Below are 16,527 nucleotides of genomic sequence, written 5' to 3'. Positions count from 1 at the left end.
CATGTCCAATCCTGATACATCGACTTCGCAGAGTGCTTCTTCTGATCCCAAGCAGAATTTCGGCACGCAAGGCATTGCGCCAATGGAGCGTCCGGGTGCGGTAACGCGTTTCTTCATGGGTATCGTTGCATGGGCGGAGCGGCTTAATCTGAAATATGCCAAGCTCGGCAATCCGCCCGTTTATGACAATGCGACATTCCCGTGGGCGGCAGAGGTTGAGAAGGCCTATCCGGCAATTCGTGCGGAACTGGAAAAGGTGTTGCTGCGCCAGAGCGAGCTGCCATCGTTTCAGGATATTTCGTCAGACGTGAAGACAATCTCGACTGACAACCATTGGAAGACATTCTTCCTGTTGGGCTTCGGTGTGAAGTCTGAGCAGAATGTCAAAGCATGTCCGAACACATGGAATGCTGTGCAGCATATTCCGGGTCTGACGACTGCTATGTTTTCGATTTTCGAGCCGGGTAAGCATCTGCCGCCGCATCGCGGTCCATATAATGGCGTGCTGCGCCTGCATATGGGCATGATCGTTCCGGAGCCTGCCGATAAGCTTGCCATCCGCGTGGATAAGCAGATTTGTCATTGGCAGGAAGGCAAGGTCCTGATTTTCGACGATGCCTATGAGCATGAGGCATGGAACCACACCGAGCATACGCGTGTGGTGCTGTTTGTGGATTTTGTGAAGCCGCTGAAATTCCCGGCGCGTTTCGTCAACTGGGCGCTGATGAATTTGGCGATTTTCACCCCTTTCATCAAAGAAGGGCTGGATAACCACAACGAGTGGGAAAAGAAGTTCTATGCGCAGGCTGAAAAGCTTCGCAATCAGCCAAAGGCATAAGGCCTATGCTAGTGAGAGACGAGAAAGCGGGCGACGAGACAGCTATTCGCAATCTCACGCAGATGGCCTTTTTGCATGCACCACATAGCAACCAGAAAGAAGCAGATATTGTCGATGGGCTTCGTTTGGCATCTGCCCTAACTGTGTCGCTGGTTGCAGAAGAACATAATGACCTTGTTGGCCATGTGGCTTTCTCGCCGGTTCTTATCAACGGTGAGGATCTCGGCTGGTATGGACTTGGTCCGGTATCCGTTTCGCCCGAAAGGCATGGCCAGAGGATTGGCAGTACATTGATCCGTGATGGGCTTTCGCGACTGCAAGAGGCGGGAGCCAAGGGCTGCGTGCTGCTTGGTGATCCAGGTTATTATCAACGCTTTGGCTTTAAGGCAGATGACAGGCTAAAACTTCCCGGTGTACCGGCCGAGTATTTTCAGTGCCTGTCTTTTAATGGCGAGATACCAATAGGCGAAGTGAGCTATCACGCAGCGTTTAACGCATAAAGAAAAGGCCGGAAAATCCGGCCCTTTGTTTTAATAAATGTTACGGCCACTTCACCACTGGCGGCATGGACGAGAGAATGGAATTCACATTGCCGCCAGTCTTTAGACCAAAGATCGTACCACGATCATAAAGCAGATTGAACTCCACATAACGTCCGCGACGGATAAGCTGTTCTTCGCGATCCTGCGGCGTCCAGTCTTTGTTGAAATTCTGGCGTACAAGATGCGGATAGACGACAGAGAAGCCACGACCCACATCGCGGGTGAAAGCGAAGTCCTTGTCCCAGCCGCCCTGTTCTTCGGATGAATGCAGCCAGTCATAGAAGATGCCGCCAATGCCACGCCCTTCATCGCGATGCGGCAGGAAGAAATATTCGTCGCACCATTCTTTCAGGCGCTGGTAATCGACAATGTCTTTGTGCTTTTCGCAGATGAAGCGGAAAGCTTTGTGGAAGGCCAGCGTGTCCGGGTCTTCCTGCGTGCGGCGACGATCAAGTACAGGGGTGAGGTCAGCACCACCACCAAACCACTGGCGCGAGGTCACGACCATGCGCGTGTTCATATGAACGGCTGGCACATTCGGGTTCTGCGGATGCGCGATCAATGAAATTCCGCTGGCCCAATAGCGCGGGTCTTCTTCGGCACCCGGTATTTGTTTGCGAAATTCCGGGGTGAATTCGCCATGCACTGTCGAGACGTGGACGCCGACTTTTTCAAAGACGCGGCCATGCATAATGGACATAACGCCACCGCCGCCGTTGCCTTCATCCTTCTGCCATGGGGTGCGGACAAAGCGGCCTGGTTCCTGATCAGAAAGCTGGCCCTGCAAGTCGTCTTCAAGCTGCTCGAAGCTCGCGCAGATACGATCGCGCAGTTCTTCAAACCAGTTTTGAGCAGCTAGTTTTTTCTCTTCGATATCTTGCGGGATGATTGCCGGAATTTCGTCGCGCTGCATTTTTGTATCCTCTCACGCAATGTATCGTCATCGTTTTATATAAATGAGACTTAGCAAAGTCCTGTGCGCTGGCATAGCGCGAACACAAGATGAGTGGCAGGGGCAATTTCCTCTCCCCAAGAAAAGACTCGTCATAGGCGTGTTGCTTGCCTATCTTAATCCCTGAAGGGATCGTAAATTTCCCTATAGGGAGGCAATTGCATGAAAGCATCACCGCCCAAACCGCCGCTTGAAGGCTTGCGCAAGCAGCTTGAAAAAGGCCGCGCGAACAAAAGTCGACTCCCGCGTGATGGCTTTGTCCGTGAGACATTTGCCCTGCCGCGACAGGCTGCACGCGATAAGGCACGTGAATGGTTCGAGAGTTTTCCGAAAGCTGCCTATTGGACTGAAATCGAGAGCTGGTGCGAACGGCCTGATGATGTGATCGAATTCACAATGCGGCGCTTGCCAACCTCGGATTAGAGAACTGATTCAATTTCCGACGCTAAGTCTTTGAACTCAGATTCAAATTAGCCATTTCGAGATAACGCGCATCTGTATCCGAAAACCGCTTCACACTTTTCGGGATGCGCTCGCAAAAAAAGCGCCTTCCGATATTATCGAAAGGCGCTTTGATTTTTGAGTCGTTATAGCATTACCGACTTACTTGGCGTCAGTCTGCGGTGCCTGTTCCCACGACTTCCAATCCTTGATGATGCTGTCTGCATAGGTCTTGCCAACGCGATAGGCATTGGTTGTGGCCAGCGGGAAACCGCCTGATTTTGCTGCAAGCGATTCCGCTGCGGTCTGGTCCTTGCCCTGACGATCAAAGTTTGAAGAGGTGCGCAGAAGGGCCACGCGATTGAAGTCGAGCTTGCCTGCATCGCCTGCGCGCTTGAGCGCGGTCAGCGTGGCATTGTCTTCCATCTGCGAGGTGCAATATTCGCCCTTGCCCTCGGTCAAGAGCTTGGTCCACTGTTCGGTTGCTTCGCCAAGCTTGGTGCCGTGCCAATAAGTGTCAGCCGATGCGGTGTCGCAGATCGTTACTTTTGGTGCGCTGGTTGCAGCTTCTTGCGTGTAATGCTTGCGATATTCCTTCGCATCATCGCTGTCGAGAAGCTCAACGCCTTTGGTTGTTGCCAGTGCATAATCGGCAAGCTTACCGTTAAGTTCGAAAACTTCTGTGCCTGCTGCCCATTTTGGCTTTTCGCCCGGCTTTGATCCGCCAAGACCGAAGAAGTCTGTTGGCCAGCCTTCAGGAGCTTCACGAATATCAATGCGGTGGTTCAAGTTCGCATCGACGGCGTATTTCGCCCAATGGGCAGAACCAAGTGTGCCGTGCTTTGGATCAACGCCTGCAATGCCCGCGATCAGGAAATAGGTGTGCTTGAGGTCAAGCTTATCGCTCAGTGCCATGGCAGCAACCGCACTTGCGGCATTAGCAAAGCCCATGGCGGTGGTCATGTGGCAGAGGCCTTCCGCCGTGCAATCGATTTCGGGATATTCAGGACTTAGACCTGCAAGCTTGATCTTCTGCGTGAATTTTTCACCTTCCAGCCATGGCTTTGCTTCTTCGCCAAACATGGTGATGACCATGACCTTTGGCGAAATGGTCTCGGAAGCCTGCGCGAATGCTGGTGCAGCGAGTGCGGTCGCAAGAAGCGAAGCCGACAAAGTAAGGGTGCGGAACGATGGTTTCATTTCAGATAGAACCTTTCTGGCCGGATATTGGAATTGTTTATTCTGTGCTGCCGGCAAGATTGCGGCGCATTCAAATCTGCTTCGGGAACTGATTCCGTTTCTTCTCTTATGGGACTGAAAAAGAATCACTTTCGAGGTTTTGCTGGCGCATAGCTTCGCCTGCTGTAAGTGCTACAGAAACCGCAAGATTGAGGGAGCGCGCACCCGGTACCATCGGGATGATCAGCCGCGCATCGGCGATGTCCTGAATGCTGTCTGGAACACCGGCAGACTCCCGCCCAAACAGAAGAATGTCATTCTCCTGAAACTGATAAGTCGTGTAGGGAACAGCTGCCTTAGTGGAAAGCAGCACCAGTCGCTTGCCTGCCTGAAGACGCCAGTCATTGAACTGCTGCCAGTTGGCGTGGCGGGTGAGGGCTGCCTGTTCGAGATAATCCATGCCGGCGCGTTTCAGCGAGCGGTCCGAGACGTCGAAGCCCGCAGGCTCGATAAGGTCCACCGCGAAGCCGAGGCAAGCGGCCATGCGCAGAATGGTTCCGGTGTTGCCGGGAATGTCAGGCTGGTAAAGGGCAATGCGCAGATCCATACAAGCCGGGTAGCCCACAAATCGGTGGGCTGCAAGAGTAGAGCTTTGCTGAAACGCTCGCATCAACACATCTCTGCGCAGCTATGTGTTGCGAATTTGGCTTATTCACAGATCACAAAAATATTCCCTTTTTGTTCCTGTTGTTGTCTTTCAAATTTTATAGGGTGCACGTAAAAGGGACACCATGTTTACATGGTTTGAAAAACGACTCGATGCTTATCCCGAAGAGCCTCCGCGTGAACCACCGCGCGGGCTCGTAGCCTTTTGCATGTATTACACCCGTGGCTCATGGCCGTGGATTATCGGCATGGCTATTTTCACGACACTGATTGCAATTATCGAAGTGTCTCTGTTTGCCTTTATGGGCAATATAGTCGACTGGCTTTCGCACCAGTCGCGCGAGACATTTCTGAGCAATGAAGGCTGGCGGCTTTCGCTGATTGCAGGCGTTGTGCTGGTCATCCTGCCGGGCGTGGTGCTGATCCATTCGCTGCTCATTCATCAGACATTGCTCGGCAATTATCCGATGCGTGTGCGCTGGCTGATGCATCGCTATCTGATCCGTCAGTCGATGTCGTTCTTTCAGGACGAGTTTGCCGGACGTATCTCGACCAAGCTGATGCAGACAGCGCTCGCCGTTCGTGAAACGGTGATGAAGCTTCTCGACGTGCTCAATTACGTGATCGTCTATTTCGCTGGAACGCTGTTTATCGCAGCCTCAGCCGATATTGTTCTGATGATCCCGTTTGCGGTGTGGCTTGGCGTTTACATGATCCTGCTTCGCTTCTTCATTCCGCGCTTGCGGGTGATTTCGGAACAGCAGGCGGATGCGCGGTCGTCCATGACGGGTCGTATTGTTGATAGCTATACCAACATAGCGACCGTGAAGCTGTTCTCGCATTCAAGCCGCGAAGAGTCATACGTCAAAGAAAGTCTTGATGGCTTTTTGGGTACTGTGCATCGCCAGATGCGTATGATCACGATGTTCCACTTCACGCTCTATCTGTCGAATTGCATTCTGCTTTTCGCGGTGGGTTTGATCGGCATTAATCTCTGGATGAACTCGTCGATTTCTGTCGGCGCTGTGGCCGTTGGTATTGGCCTTGTGTTGCGTCTCAACGGCATGTCGCAATGGATCATGTGGGAAATGTCGGCGCTGTTCGAGAATATTGGCACAGTCGAAGATGGCATCACCACGATTTCGCGCGCGCATGAAGTTGTCGACGTTCCGAATGCACCTGTCTTGCAGGTAAGCCAAGGTGCGCTCGATTTCGATAAGATTGGCTTTCACTACGGCAAAGGCAAAGGCGTTATCGAAGGCCTGTCGCTTGACATTAAGCCGGGCCAGAAAATCGGTCTTGTCGGGCGTTCCGGTGCGGGTAAATCCACGCTGGTCAATCTGTTGCTGCGTTTCTACGATCTGGAGAAGGGCCGCATCCTGATTGACGGGCAGGATATCTCCAAAGTCAAACAGGATTCGCTGCGCGCAAGTATCGGTATGGTGACGCAGGATACATCGCTGCTACATCGCTCCGTGCGTGAGAACATCATGTATGGTCGCCCGGATGCGAGTGAGGAAATGGTTGAGCGAGCTATTCGTCTGGCACAGGCTGACCAGTTCATTCCTTTGCTGACCGATGCCAAAGGTCGGCGCGGACTGGATGCCCATGTCGGTGAACGCGGCGTGAAACTTTCGGGTGGTCAGCGCCAGCGTATCGCGATTGCGCGTGTGATGCTCAAAGATGCGCCGATCCTCATTTTGGACGAAGCAACCTCTGCGCTCGACTCAGAAGTGGAAGCGGCCATTCAGGACAGCCTCAACACGCTGATGGAAGGCAAAACCGTTATCGCGATTGCGCATCGTCTTTCGACCATCGCAGCCCTTGATCGTCTCGTGGTGATGGATAAGGGCCAAATTGTTGAAGATGGCACGCATGAGGAACTTGTAGCGCTCGGTGGCATTTATGCTGGACTATGGGCGCGTCAGTCGGGCGGCTTCCTTGGCTTTGACGAGCAGGGCGAAGCTGAACTGACACAGTAAGGAATATGCAATTGATGAAAGCGGTTTACAGCCTGTTCGAGCGCTGGGTTGATCCCTTCCGCGAACCGGACAAGCTCAGACCGCCTTCAACAACGCTGGCCTTTCTCTGGCATTATGCGCGTCAGGCCAAATGGCCGCTTGCAACGGCACTGGCTGTTGGCGGTCTTGCGCCACTGGTTGAGGCAGGGCTGTTTTATTTCACCGGCAGGCTGGTCGATATTCTTGATCAGGCCGGTCGTGCAGGTGTGGAGCGAAGCTGGTCAGAACTGTTTCAGGCGGCTGGCCCGGAACTGCTGTTCATGGCGGTAACGGTTCTCGTCATCCGATTTGTGGTGACAGCGCTGACGACGATGCTCGAAGGCCAGACGCTTTCGCCGGGTTTCTATAATATGATCCGCTGGCAGGCGAATTCCTATGTCCAGCGACAGTCCTACGCCTTCTTTCAGAATGATTTTGCCGGACGTATCGCCACCAAGGTCTGGCAGGCCGGACAGGCGGCAGGTGATCTGATTGAAAGTCTCATTCAGGTCGTCTGGTTTATGGCGATCTATAGCATCACGACGCTGGTTCTGGTCGGGCAGCTCGACTGGCGCTTGGCCGCGGCAGTCATTGTCTGGATCGTGGCTTTTGGCTTAATCGCACGGCACTATCTTCCGCGCATCCGAAAGAATGCGGAAGCGTCTGCTGAAGCGGGATCGATGATCAATGGGCGCATCGTCGATAGCTATTCGAACATTCAGACGATCAAGCTTAATACCGTTGATGATGACGAGCGCTACATGCGTGAAGGCTTCACGCGCTATCTCGCGGCAGTCTTTCCATTCATGCGCTCACTGACAGGCGTGCGACTTGCTATGACAGCCCTTTCGGGCGTTATGATTGTGGTGATTGCGGGCATCACTATCGATTTGTGGACAAAAAACGCGATCACCGTCGGGCAGGTCTCCTTCACGCTGGGTTTGATCCTGCGTCTCAATATGCTGCTTGGCCGGTTGATGATGCAGTTAAACGGTATGCTGCGGCAGCTCGGGCTGATCGAAAACTCGATGAAGCTTTTGTCTGCACCGCTTGGTCTGGAAGATAAGCGCGACGCAAAGCCATTGCTTATTACGGATGCACGGATCGATATACAGAATGTCACTTTCCATTATGGCAAAGCTGCAGGTGTTCTGGATAACATCAACTTTTCCATCAAGGGTGGCGAGCGTATCGGGCTGGTGGGGCACTCCGGTGCCGGTAAGTCCACACTCGTCAATCTGATCCTGCGGCTCTACGATGTTGAGAAGGGTGCGATCCTCGTTGATGGGCAGGATGTGCGTGATGTGACGCAAGCCTCACTGCGGCGCGCTTTTGCGGTCGTCAGTCAGGAAACGGCACTGTTGCATCGCTCATTGCGCGATAACATCATGCTGGCGCGCGATGATGCGACCGATGACGATCTTGCGGAGGCCGCACGACAGGCAGAGGCGGACGAGTTCATTGCAAGGCTTGAAGACTTCAACGGCCGCAAATCCTTTGATGCCTTTGTGGGTGAGCGTGGCGTCAAGCTATCGGGTGGTCAGCGTCAGCGTATTGCGATTGCGCGCGCTATTTTGAAAAATGCACCAATCCTTATTCTGGATGAAGCCACATCAGCGCTCGACTCAGAGGTTGAAGCTTCCATTCAGGAGAACCTGCGTCAGCTCATGGACGGCAAGGCCGTGATCGCAATCGCACATCGGCTTTCAACAATTGCAGCGCTTGATCGTTTGATTGTTATGGACAAGGGGCGCATTGCCGAAGAGGGCACGCATGATGAGCTTATCGCGCAGGGTGGCATTTATGCAGGCCTCTGGGCGCGGCAATCCGGCGGTTTTCTGGGCATCGATCGCTAATTTAGGCCTATTTGCAGCATCATAAAAACCTCCGCGCAAAGTGAGATTTGCGCGGAGGTTTTTGTTTGGCAGCGATTTAAAGATCGCAAAAACGCTCCCTGCGACATGGTGCCGTCCCTTAGGCTTGGCGTCTGGACAAGGCATTTCAACCTGCCTACACCTTAATGTTGAGATGGAGGGAATTTCGTTCTGCAAGCACTTGTAGAACTGCAATTTGCGTGTGAGCGCAAAGGGCGGGACCGCTTTTGCGCAGGTGCACGAAGGACGAGGGGAGTTATCAATTGAATATCCAGGTTAAAAAGGAATTGGCACGTGAGCGCACACGACACGGCTGAGCCGACACGACGTGATTTTTTGTATATTGCGACGGGAATGGCCGGTGTCGTTGCTGTCGGTGGACTGGCATGGCCGTTTATCGACCAGATGCGTCCCGATGCTTCGACACTCGCAGCAGCGTCTATTGAGGTCGATGTATCTTCGCTCGAAGAAGGAGCATCCATGACCGTCAAGTGGCGCGGCAAGCCAATTTTCATTCGCAATCGTACCGCTAAGGAAATTGAAGACGCCAAGGTTACAGCCTTGACCGATCTCAAAGACATTGCTGCTCGCAATGCCAATCTTCCTTTGGATGCAGAAGCGACAGACGTCGCGCGTTCGGCAGGTGAAGGCAAGGAAAACTGGATCGTCATGGTCGGCGTTTGTACGCACCTTGGCTGTGTGCCGCTCGGTGAATCCGGGTCATTTGGTGGCTGGTTCTGCCCATGCCACGGTTCGACCTATGACACCGCCGGTCGTATCCGCAGCGGTCCAGCGCCGGAAAACATGTACATTCCAGAATATGCATTCGCTTCCGATACGGTCATCAGGATCGGCTAAACAGATCTTGGGGAGATAAAATATGAGTGGTCATCACTCCACATATACGCCCTCGACCGGCATCGAGAAATGGGTCGACGAGCGGCTACCTTTGCCGCGTCTTGTCTATGATTCATTTGTTGCCTATCCGACACCGCGTAATCTGAACTACATGTACACTTTCGGTGGCATTCTGAGCTTCATGCTCATTGCCCAGATTTTGACCGGCATTGTGCTGGCGATGCATTATGCGGCTGAAACGACGATTGCGTTCAATTCGGTCGAAAAGATCATGCGCGATGTCAATTCCGGTTGGCTGCTGCGCTATATGCATGCGAACGGCGCGTCATTCTTCTTTATCGCTGTTTATCTTCATATTGCCCGTGGTCTTTACTATGGTTCCTACAAGGCTCCACGTGAGCTTTTGTGGATTCTCGGCGTGGTCATCTTCCTGCTGATGATGGCAACTGCCTTCATGGGCTATGTGCTTCCATGGGGCCAGATGTCCTTCTGGGGTGCAACAGTTATCACGGGCTTCTTCACGGCCTTTCCGGTGATAGGCGAACCGATCCAGCAATTGCTGCTCGGTGGCTTTGCGGTTGATAATCCAACGCTTAACCGCTTTTTCTCGCTGCATTACCTGCTGCCGTTCATGATTGTGGGCGTTGTTATCCTGCACGTCTGGGCGTTGCATGTAACAGGCCAGACCAACCCGACTGGCATCGAAGTTAAATCGAAGACCGATACGCTGCCGTTCACGCCTTATGCGACCATCAAGGACGCTTTCGGTGCGCTCGTCTTCTTCATCTTCTTCGCTTATTTCGTCTTCTACATGCCGAACTTCCTCGGTCACCCGGATAACTATATTCAGGCTGACTCGCTGAAAACACCGGCGCATATCGTGCCTGAATGGTACTTCCTGCCTTTCTACGCGATGCTGCGTGCGATTACTTTCAACATTGGCCCGATCGACTCTAAGCTTGGTGGCGTTCTGGTGATGTTTGGTTCGATTGCGATCCTGTTTGTCGTGCCATGGCTCGATACATCGAAGGTGCGCTCGGCTGTTTACCGTCCTTGGTTCAAGCTGTTCTTCTGGCTGTTCGTGATCAACGCGATTTTCCTTGGCTGGTTGGGTTCGCGTCCTGCGGAAGGCACATACACGCTGTTGGCGCAGTTTGGCACGCTTTACTACTTCGCATTCTTCATCGTCATCATGCCGATCCTTGGATTGGTTGAAAAGCCGAAGCGCCTGCCGAACTCGATTACCGAGGCAGTGCTTGAGAAGAGCGAAAGCAAGGCTGAGATTACCCCAGTGGAAATCAAAGGCTGAAGCGCGAGATGAAGGACGTAACAATGAAAAACATCCTCAAGAGTTTCGCTGCTTTCGGTATTGCTCCGCTGGTGGCACTTGGTGTGACGATGGGTGGTGCATTTGCTGCCGGTGGCGGCGAGGGGGAACCTGAGCATTATCCTATCCATCATCCAAAGCAGGAAAGCTGGAGCTTTTCAGGCCCATTCGGTACTTATGACAAGGGACAGCTTCAGCGCGGTCTTAAGGTTTATAAGGAAGTGTGTGCTGCCTGTCATTCGATGAACCTTGTCGCTTTCCGCAATCTGGAAGCGCTTGGTTATTCGCCGGATCAGGTGAAGGCTTTTGCTGCGGAATATGAAGTTACAGACGGTCCGAATGCAGATGGTGAAATGTTCACCCGTAAGGCTATTGCGACAGACCATTTTCCGTCGCCATTTCCGAACGTGAATGCTGCTGCCGCTGCCAATAATGGTGCGGCGCCGCCAGACTTCTCGCTGATTGCCAAGGCGCGTGCAGTGGAACGTGGCTTCCCGACGTTCATCTTCGACATATTCACGCAATATGCCGAAGCTGGACCGGATTATATCCACGCGCTTTTGACCGGCTATGATGAACAGCCGCCAGCAGGTATGCAGGTTGCTGAAGGCACCCATTATAACCCTTACTTCATTGCGGGTAAGTCGCTGGCCATGGCTAAGCCGCTAAGCGATGATCAGGTGACTTATGATGACGGCTCGCCACAAACGGTTGACCAGTATGCGCATGACGTTTCGGCATTTCTGATGTGGGCTGCTGAGCCGCATCTGGAGCAGCGTAAGAAGACCGGCTTTAGGGTCATTATTTTTCTGATCCTGTTTGCGGGCCTTGTTTACATCGCCAAGCGTTCGATCTGGTCGAATGTAAAGCACTGATTGATCAATCAGACTGTTGAAAAGGGCGCCGCGAGGCGCCCTTTTTGTTGGATGAGTATCACAAGTTGCTCAAAAGAACGGGAAGCCGCTTGGCGCGCTCTCCATATCGTGGTTGAAGAGTGGGCAATACAATGATTGGGCCGAAGCCATAAGCTTCTCCTCTGAAAGGACTGAAAATGGAATCGACGCTCAAAACCACTTTGAAAGACGCGATCAGAACAATTCCTGATTATCCTAAGCCGGGTGTCCAGTTCCGTGATGTCACCACACTGATGGGTGACGCACAGGCGTTCCGTCGTGCGGTTGATGAATTGGTTTATCCTTTTGCTGGTAACAAGGTCGATAAGGTCGCAGGAATTGAAGCACGCGGTTTCATTCTCGGCGGCGCAATCGCGCATCAGCTTTCGGCGGGTTTTGTGCCGATCCGCAAAAAGGGTAAACTGCCACGCGATACCGTGCGGATTGCTTACAGCCTTGAATATGGCATTGATGAAATGGAAATGCATCGCGATGCCATCGAGAAGGGTGAGCGTATCATTCTGGTCGATGATCTGATTGCAACTGGTGGCACCGCCGAAGCTGCGGCGAAGCTTCTTTTGCAGATGGGTGCCAACATCGTTGCGGCCTGCTTCATCATTGATCTGCCGGACCTTGGCGGACGCAAGAAGCTCGAAGCACTTGGCGTCCCGGTGCGTACGCTTGTGGAATTCGAAGGCGATTGAGTCGCAAAAACCCGCAGAAAAACGGCCCGGAATTGCTCCGGGCCTTTTTTGTTAAGCGGGCAGCTTCACCATAGCGGCATTGTCGAATGACAAAACCTTGTTGCCGTTTTGGTTGTACGCGGTGCTGCTCATGTTAAGCATCGACCAGCCGGGACGCGATCCAAGCGGACGTACAGAATGGACCGTTCGCTTGTAGGTGATTGTATCACCAGCATAGACCGGACGTAGCCATTTGAGGTTCTCAAAGCCGGGTGAGGGGCCAAATGTCGGCGGGACCTCGCCGAGCTTCATCGCATCTTTGGTTGCCTCAACGATGGATGCCACATTGAGCTTCATGAACACTGCCGTTGTATGCCAGCCCGATGCACAGAGGCCGCCGAGTACGCTATTCTTGGCCGCTTCCGCATCTAGATGAAACGGCTGCGGGTCAAACTTTGAGGCGAAGTGAATGATTTCTTCTGCGGTGAATGTATAGCTGCCGATGGAAAGTTCTTCGCCGAGATGGTCTTCGATAAAACTCATGCGGCATCTCCTTCGCGCTCAGGATTGCGAAGGCCGACCATGGCCGTATGCTGAAGCTCGCAAACCACCTCGCCACGCTGATTGACGATCTCGTTATGGACTGTGAGGAATCCGACATTCGGTATGGATTTAGAGCGGCGACGATCAAGTACTGTTGAGCAGCCGCTCAGTGTGTCGCCTGCTAGCACTGGTCGCTTCCAGCGGTTGAATTCAATGCCGGGGCTGCCTTGTGAAGTCGAATCTTTGAGATAGGCATCCCAGACCATGCGCATGAAAAGCGACACTGTATGCCAGCCCGAAGCAGCGAGGCCTCCAAGGAGGCTTGCCTTGCCTGCTTCTTCATCAAGATGAAAAGGCTGCGGATCGAACTCACGGGCGAATTCGATAATCTCTTCTTTGGTGAGAGTGCGCGGACCGAAGGGAAGCTTCAGTCCTTGCGTGAAATCTTCATACGCATATTTAGGCGTCTTGTCAGTCAATCCGGTCTCCTCCCACCAGAGCGGCGAAGGCCGCTCTGTTTCTTTGCCTGCGCATGTCTTAATCCCATCGTAGCGGGATTAGAATATCAGTCCAGTGGACTGATTTCCCCGCGAAGGCGGTTCCCACTTTTGGGAGACATGCGTAGAAAAAAGGCCGCTATTTTGTAGCGGCCTTTGTTTTATCAGGTATTGAAGCGGAACAGCATCACATCGCCGTCATGGACGATGTATTCCTTGCCTTCGTCCCGCGCTTTCCCTGCTTCCTTTGCGCCGACTTCACCATTGAACTTGATGTAGTCTTCATACGCAATTGTCTGCGCACGAATGAAGCCGCGCTCGAAATCCGTATGGATGACGCCAGCTGCGCCCGGAGCCTTGGTGCCACGACGGATAGTCCATGCGCGGGTTTCCTTCGGTCCTGCCGTGAAATAGGTGATCAGGTCAAGAAGCTTGTAGCCCGCACGAATGAGGCGGTCGAGACCCGGCTCTTCAAGGTTCATGGCGTCGAGATATTCTTTGGCTTCTTCGTCAGCGAGCTGAGCGACTTCGGCTTCAATAGCTGCCGAGATGATGACACTCTGCGCACCCTGTTCGTTGGACATTTTTTCGACAGCAGCGCTGTACTCATTGCCTTTCGCTGCGTCGCTTTCGGCAACATTGCAGACATAAAGCACTGGCTTTGAGGTCAGCAGGTTCAAGCCCTTGAGGATCAGCAGATCGTCTGGCGCAATATCTTTAAGCATCAAGCGAACCGGCTTGCCATTTTGCAGCAGTTCCAGTGCCTGTTCCATCACCGGCAGAACCGTCGTTGCTTCCTTGTCCTTCGACGAAGCGCGCTTACGGATCTGCACGATGCGGCGTTCAATGCTTTCAAGATCCGACAGCATCAGTTCTGTTTCAACGGTTTCAGCGTCCGATACAGGGTCGATACGGCCTTCAACATGCGTAATGTCGTCGTCTACAAAACAACGCAGAACATGCACGATGGCATCGACTTCGCGGATATTGGCGAGGAACTGATTGCCCAGACCTTCGCCCTTCGAGGCGCCGCGTACGAGACCAGCAATATCAACAAAGTTGATGCGGGTCGGAATAATTTCCTTCGAGCCTGCAATTTTTGCAATGCCACTCTGGCGTGGGTCAGGCACCGCCACTTCGCCCGTATTTGGCTCAATGGTGCAGAATGGATAGTTTGCAGCCTGTGCTGCTGCCGTCTTGGTCAGAGCGTTGAAAAGCGTGGACTTGCCAACATTAGGCAGACCGACGATGCCGCATTTGAAACCCATGATATTCGTCCCTTATCGCTTGACGCGGTAAATTGAGCGCACGGCGCCATTATGAAGCGCCTTGGCGGATTGCAACTCCAGCCAGTGGCGTGATGATTTTTTGAAAGCCGGTTTGCCGCTTCCCAGTATGACCGGAATAGTTCCTATATCGATGATGTCAAGCAGTCCGGCATCGAGAAATTGCCGCGCCAGATCGCCGCCGCCCATGAGCCATATAGGGCCATCCGCTCCCATGGCTTGCAACTTCGCGATCAGTTCATCCGGCGTACCAGCCATCGTGACGGTATTTGCTGGCAAATTGTCGAATGTCTGATGGGTTGCAACGACGACTGGCAGCGAGCCATAAGGCCATTCCGGTACCAAGCCGACAACATCAAATGTCTCGCGCCCCATGACTATCCCAGTGATGCCGCTCATGAATTCATCGAAGCCAAAGCCATCGTCCGGCGGAAATTGTTCCAGCCAGTCAAAACTGCCGTCATCATTGGCAATGAAGCCATCGAGACTCATGGCGAACATGTAAACGACATCGCTCATGGTTTAGTCCTTCTTGCCGAGCAGCTTTTTCAGCATTTCAGCCATTGGGCCGCTTGCCGGAATGTTCGGCTTGGCTGCGTTCTGACGCGCCTGTCGAATGTGGCTCTGTGCTTTTGGCGGTGCTTTTGCTGCTTGTGCAGGATCAGCCTTGAACCCACTGGGACGCTGATTGCCGTCGCCCATAGCAACCGCTACGCGGTTCATGAAGCTGTTGTCTTCTTTTTTAGCGAGTAAGCTAATGTTGTCGGAAATGGCGCCGAACAACTTATCCAGCAATTCACTATCGACCTTAGCAAAATCGCCAAGGACGTAATTGTGCACCAGTTCCTTCGCGCCGGGATGCCCGATGCCAAGACGCATACGGCGATAGTCTTTACCGCCGTCGAACGTCTGCACATGCGCGTCAATAGATTTGATGCCGTTATGACCACCAGAGCCGCCGCCAGTCTTGATGCGCAGCTTTGCAGGCGCAAGATCAAGCTCGTCATAAATCACAACGAGATCGGCAGAGGTCAGCTTGTAGAAGCGCATGGCTTCGCCAATCGACTGGCCAGAAAGGTTCATGAAGGTCATTGGCTTGATGAGAAGCACTTTTTCGCCATCAATCACGCCATCGGCGATCTCGGCTTTGAACTTCTTCTGCCAGTTGGAAAATCTATGGCGGCGGAATATTTCATCCACCGCCATAAAACCGATATTGTGTCGGTTACGCGCATATTGAGGGCCGGGATTGCCAAGTCCTGCGATGAGCAGCATGGTTTTCTGACCCTCTTATGCCGAAAGCGATTATTCGCCGTCCGTTGCTTCGCCTTCTGCATTTTCTTCCGACTTGAGGCCGGCAGGTGCAGCAATGGTAGCAATCGTGAAATCGCGATCCTGAATGGCAGCAGTTGCACCCTTCGGCAGCTTGATAGCCGAAATGTGAACCGAGTCGCCGATTTCGAGACCGGTCAGGTCGAATTCCAGAGCTTCTGGAATTGCGTTTGCTGGAACGATCAGTTCAACGTCGTGACGAACGATGTTCAGAACGCCGCCGCGCTTGATGCCCGGTGCTGCTTCTTCGTTCTTGAAGTGAACAGGAACGTTAACATGGACAACCGACTTCGCGGAAACGCGGAGGAAGTCAACATGCTGTGGGAAGTCACGAACTGGATCCAGCTGGTAGTCCTTAGGGAGAACCTGAATCTTCTTGCCGTCTACTTCGATCGTAGCAACAGTGGTTTTGAAGCCGCCGCCGTGGATCTTGTAGTAAACTTCCTTATAGGAAACAGCAATCGAGATTGGTTCCTGCTTGTCGCCATAGATGACTGCAGGAATTAGGCCGTTGCGGCGAAGTTCGCGGGAGGACCCCTTACCAACCCGGCTGCGCAGATCGGCCTTGAGCACGTAAGTATCGCTCATGGCATTACCTTTCAAAGTTACTGGAGTG

Annotated in this window: 18 protein-coding genes; 9 read left to right on the top strand and 9 right to left on the bottom strand. The window is 53.1% G+C overall.

Annotated elements, in window-relative coordinates:
• The first annotated feature begins 1 nt into the window (after position 1).
• Both ACOZHT_RS13945 and ACOZHT_RS13940 read left to right on the top strand, forming a co-directional pair.
• Complete coding sequence (locus ACOZHT_RS13945) at positions 2-838, top strand: aspartyl/asparaginyl beta-hydroxylase domain-containing protein (protein WP_421565837.1); 837 nt, start codon at positions 2-4, stop codon at positions 836-838.
• A 5-nt stretch (positions 839-843) separates the two neighbouring features.
• Positions 844-1,338, top strand: a complete 495-nt coding sequence (locus ACOZHT_RS13940; RefSeq protein WP_339511500.1) for an N-acetyltransferase — start codon at positions 844-846, stop codon at positions 1,336-1,338.
• Between the two features lie 40 nt (positions 1,339-1,378).
• Here the strand turns inward: ACOZHT_RS13940 and hemF are convergent, their stop codons facing one another.
• Positions 1,379-2,293 carry an oxygen-dependent coproporphyrinogen oxidase gene (gene hemF, locus ACOZHT_RS13935; RefSeq protein WP_421565836.1) on the bottom strand — a complete coding sequence of 305 codons (915 nt, stop codon included), beginning with the start codon at positions 2,291-2,293 and terminating at the stop codon, positions 1,379-1,381.
• 201 nt (positions 2,294-2,494) lie between these two features.
• Between hemF and ACOZHT_RS13930 the strand changes: the two genes are divergently transcribed.
• A complete protein-coding gene (locus tag ACOZHT_RS13930) occupies positions 2,495-2,755 on the top strand; it encodes a hypothetical protein (protein WP_339511504.1) in 261 nt (86 codons plus the stop codon).
• A 180-nt stretch (positions 2,756-2,935) separates the two neighbouring features.
• Here the strand turns inward: ACOZHT_RS13930 and ACOZHT_RS13925 are convergent, their stop codons facing one another.
• Together ACOZHT_RS13925 and ACOZHT_RS13920 are read right to left on the bottom strand one after the other, a co-directional pair.
• Positions 2,936-3,973: a purine-nucleoside phosphorylase gene (locus tag ACOZHT_RS13925; protein WP_421565835.1), complete on the bottom strand. Its 1,038-nt coding sequence runs from the start codon at positions 3,971-3,973 to the stop codon at positions 2,936-2,938.
• A 106-nt stretch (positions 3,974-4,079) separates the two neighbouring features.
• Positions 4,080-4,559, bottom strand: a complete 480-nt coding sequence (locus ACOZHT_RS13920) for a tRNA (cytidine(34)-2'-O)-methyltransferase (RefSeq protein ID WP_339511772.1) — start codon at positions 4,557-4,559, stop codon at positions 4,080-4,082.
• Positions 4,560-4,743: 184 nt separating this feature from the next.
• Here ACOZHT_RS13920 and ACOZHT_RS13915 point away from each other — a divergent pair, with 184 nt between their 5' ends.
• From ACOZHT_RS13915 to ACOZHT_RS13890, 6 genes are all read left to right on the top strand, one after another.
• Positions 4,744-6,600 (top strand): ABC transporter ATP-binding protein, encoded by a 1,857-nt coding sequence (locus ACOZHT_RS13915; protein WP_339511507.1) that lies wholly within the window; start codon positions 4,744-4,746, stop codon positions 6,598-6,600.
• A 14-nt stretch (positions 6,601-6,614) separates the two neighbouring features.
• Positions 6,615-8,474: an ABC transporter ATP-binding protein gene (locus ACOZHT_RS13910; protein WP_421565870.1), complete on the top strand. Its 1,860-nt coding sequence runs from the start codon at positions 6,615-6,617 to the stop codon at positions 8,472-8,474.
• A gap of 312 nt (positions 8,475-8,786) precedes the next feature.
• A complete protein-coding gene (petA, locus tag ACOZHT_RS13905; protein ID WP_339511509.1) occupies positions 8,787-9,350 on the top strand; it encodes a ubiquinol-cytochrome c reductase iron-sulfur subunit in 564 nt (187 codons plus the stop codon).
• 22 nt (positions 9,351-9,372) lie between these two features.
• Positions 9,373-10,659, top strand: a complete 1,287-nt coding sequence (locus tag ACOZHT_RS13900; RefSeq protein WP_339511511.1) for a cytochrome b — start codon at positions 9,373-9,375, stop codon at positions 10,657-10,659.
• A 23-nt stretch (positions 10,660-10,682) separates the two neighbouring features.
• The gene (locus tag ACOZHT_RS13895; protein WP_339511513.1) at positions 10,683-11,552 is read left to right on the top strand and encodes a cytochrome c1; all 870 of its coding nucleotides are present in this window, start codon (positions 10,683-10,685) and stop codon (positions 11,550-11,552) included.
• Between the two features lie 176 nt (positions 11,553-11,728).
• Positions 11,729-12,274, top strand: coding sequence for an adenine phosphoribosyltransferase (locus ACOZHT_RS13890; RefSeq protein ID WP_339511515.1), 546 nt, complete (start codon positions 11,729-11,731; stop codon positions 12,272-12,274).
• A gap of 51 nt (positions 12,275-12,325) precedes the next feature.
• Here the strand turns inward: ACOZHT_RS13890 and ACOZHT_RS13885 are convergent, their stop codons facing one another.
• From ACOZHT_RS13885 to ACOZHT_RS13860, 6 genes are all read right to left on the bottom strand, one after another.
• Positions 12,326-12,796: a MaoC family dehydratase gene (locus ACOZHT_RS13885; protein WP_339511517.1), complete on the bottom strand. Its 471-nt coding sequence runs from the start codon at positions 12,794-12,796 to the stop codon at positions 12,326-12,328.
• On the bottom strand, positions 12,793-13,275 hold the full coding sequence (locus ACOZHT_RS13880) for a MaoC family dehydratase (protein ID WP_421565834.1): 483 nt from the start codon (positions 13,273-13,275) through the stop codon (positions 12,793-12,795). The genes ACOZHT_RS13885 and ACOZHT_RS13880 overlap by 4 nt, the downstream gene beginning before the upstream one ends.
• 182 nt (positions 13,276-13,457) lie before the next feature.
• Positions 13,458-14,561, bottom strand: coding sequence for a redox-regulated ATPase YchF (ychF, locus tag ACOZHT_RS13875; protein ID WP_339511521.1), 1,104 nt, complete (start codon positions 14,559-14,561; stop codon positions 13,458-13,460).
• 12 nt (positions 14,562-14,573) lie between these two features.
• Positions 14,574-15,098 (bottom strand): dihydrofolate reductase family protein, encoded by a 525-nt coding sequence (locus tag ACOZHT_RS13870; protein ID WP_421565833.1) that lies wholly within the window; start codon positions 15,096-15,098, stop codon positions 14,574-14,576.
• A 3-nt stretch (positions 15,099-15,101) separates the two neighbouring features.
• Complete coding sequence (gene pth, locus ACOZHT_RS13865; RefSeq protein ID WP_421565832.1) at positions 15,102-15,854, bottom strand: aminoacyl-tRNA hydrolase; 753 nt, start codon at positions 15,852-15,854, stop codon at positions 15,102-15,104.
• A 30-nt stretch (positions 15,855-15,884) separates the two neighbouring features.
• On the bottom strand, positions 15,885-16,499 hold the full coding sequence (locus ACOZHT_RS13860; protein ID WP_421565869.1) for a 50S ribosomal protein L25/general stress protein Ctc: 615 nt from the start codon (positions 16,497-16,499) through the stop codon (positions 15,885-15,887).
• Between the last annotated feature and the right edge of the window lie 28 nt (positions 16,500-16,527).

This window comes from Ochrobactrum sp. EDr1-4, from assembly GCF_049199085.1.
GTDB lineage: Bacteria > Pseudomonadota > Alphaproteobacteria > Rhizobiales > Rhizobiaceae > Brucella.
The sequence above is the reverse complement of the archived record's forward strand: the minus strand, read 5'-3'. Positions and strand labels throughout refer to the sequence as shown.

Excerpts from the sequence above, each read along its gene's own strand:
- hemF (WP_421565836.1), bottom strand. The coding sequence starts at position 2,293 with ATGCAGCGCGACGAAATTCCGGCAATCATCCCGCAAGATATCGAAGAG.
- ACOZHT_RS13860 (WP_421565869.1), bottom strand. The coding sequence starts at position 16,499 with ATGAGCGATACTTACGTGCTCAAGGCCGATCTGCGCAGCCGGGTTGGT.
- ychF (WP_339511521.1), bottom strand. The coding sequence starts at position 14,561 with ATGGGTTTCAAATGCGGCATCGTCGGTCTGCCTAATGTTGGCAAGTCC.
- ACOZHT_RS13910 (WP_421565870.1), top strand. The coding sequence starts at position 6,615 with ATGAAAGCGGTTTACAGCCTGTTCGAGCGCTGGGTTGATCCCTTCCGC.
- ACOZHT_RS13890 (WP_339511515.1), top strand. The coding sequence starts at position 11,729 with ATGGAATCGACGCTCAAAACCACTTTGAAAGACGCGATCAGAACAATT.
- ACOZHT_RS13920 (WP_339511772.1), bottom strand. The coding sequence starts at position 4,559 with ATGGATCTGCGCATTGCCCTTTACCAGCCTGACATTCCCGGCAACACC.
- pth (WP_421565832.1), bottom strand. The coding sequence starts at position 15,854 with ATGCTGCTCATCGCAGGACTTGGCAATCCCGGCCCTCAATATGCGCGT.
- ACOZHT_RS13900 (WP_339511511.1), top strand. The coding sequence starts at position 9,373 with ATGAGTGGTCATCACTCCACATATACGCCCTCGACCGGCATCGAGAAA.
- ACOZHT_RS13895 (WP_339511513.1), top strand. The coding sequence starts at position 10,683 with ATGAAAAACATCCTCAAGAGTTTCGCTGCTTTCGGTATTGCTCCGCTG.
- ACOZHT_RS13925 (WP_421565835.1), bottom strand. The coding sequence starts at position 3,973 with ATGAAACCATCGTTCCGCACCCTTACTTTGTCGGCTTCGCTTCTTGCG.
- ACOZHT_RS13885 (WP_339511517.1), bottom strand. The coding sequence starts at position 12,796 with ATGAGTTTTATCGAAGACCATCTCGGCGAAGAACTTTCCATCGGCAGC.
- ACOZHT_RS13945 (WP_421565837.1), top strand. The coding sequence starts at position 2 with ATGTCCAATCCTGATACATCGACTTCGCAGAGTGCTTCTTCTGATCCC.
- ACOZHT_RS13870 (WP_421565833.1), bottom strand. The coding sequence starts at position 15,098 with ATGAGCGATGTCGTTTACATGTTCGCCATGAGTCTCGATGGCTTCATT.
- ACOZHT_RS13930 (WP_339511504.1), top strand. The coding sequence starts at position 2,495 with ATGAAAGCATCACCGCCCAAACCGCCGCTTGAAGGCTTGCGCAAGCAG.
- ACOZHT_RS13915 (WP_339511507.1), top strand. The coding sequence starts at position 4,744 with ATGTTTACATGGTTTGAAAAACGACTCGATGCTTATCCCGAAGAGCCT.
- ACOZHT_RS13940 (WP_339511500.1), top strand. The coding sequence starts at position 844 with ATGCTAGTGAGAGACGAGAAAGCGGGCGACGAGACAGCTATTCGCAAT.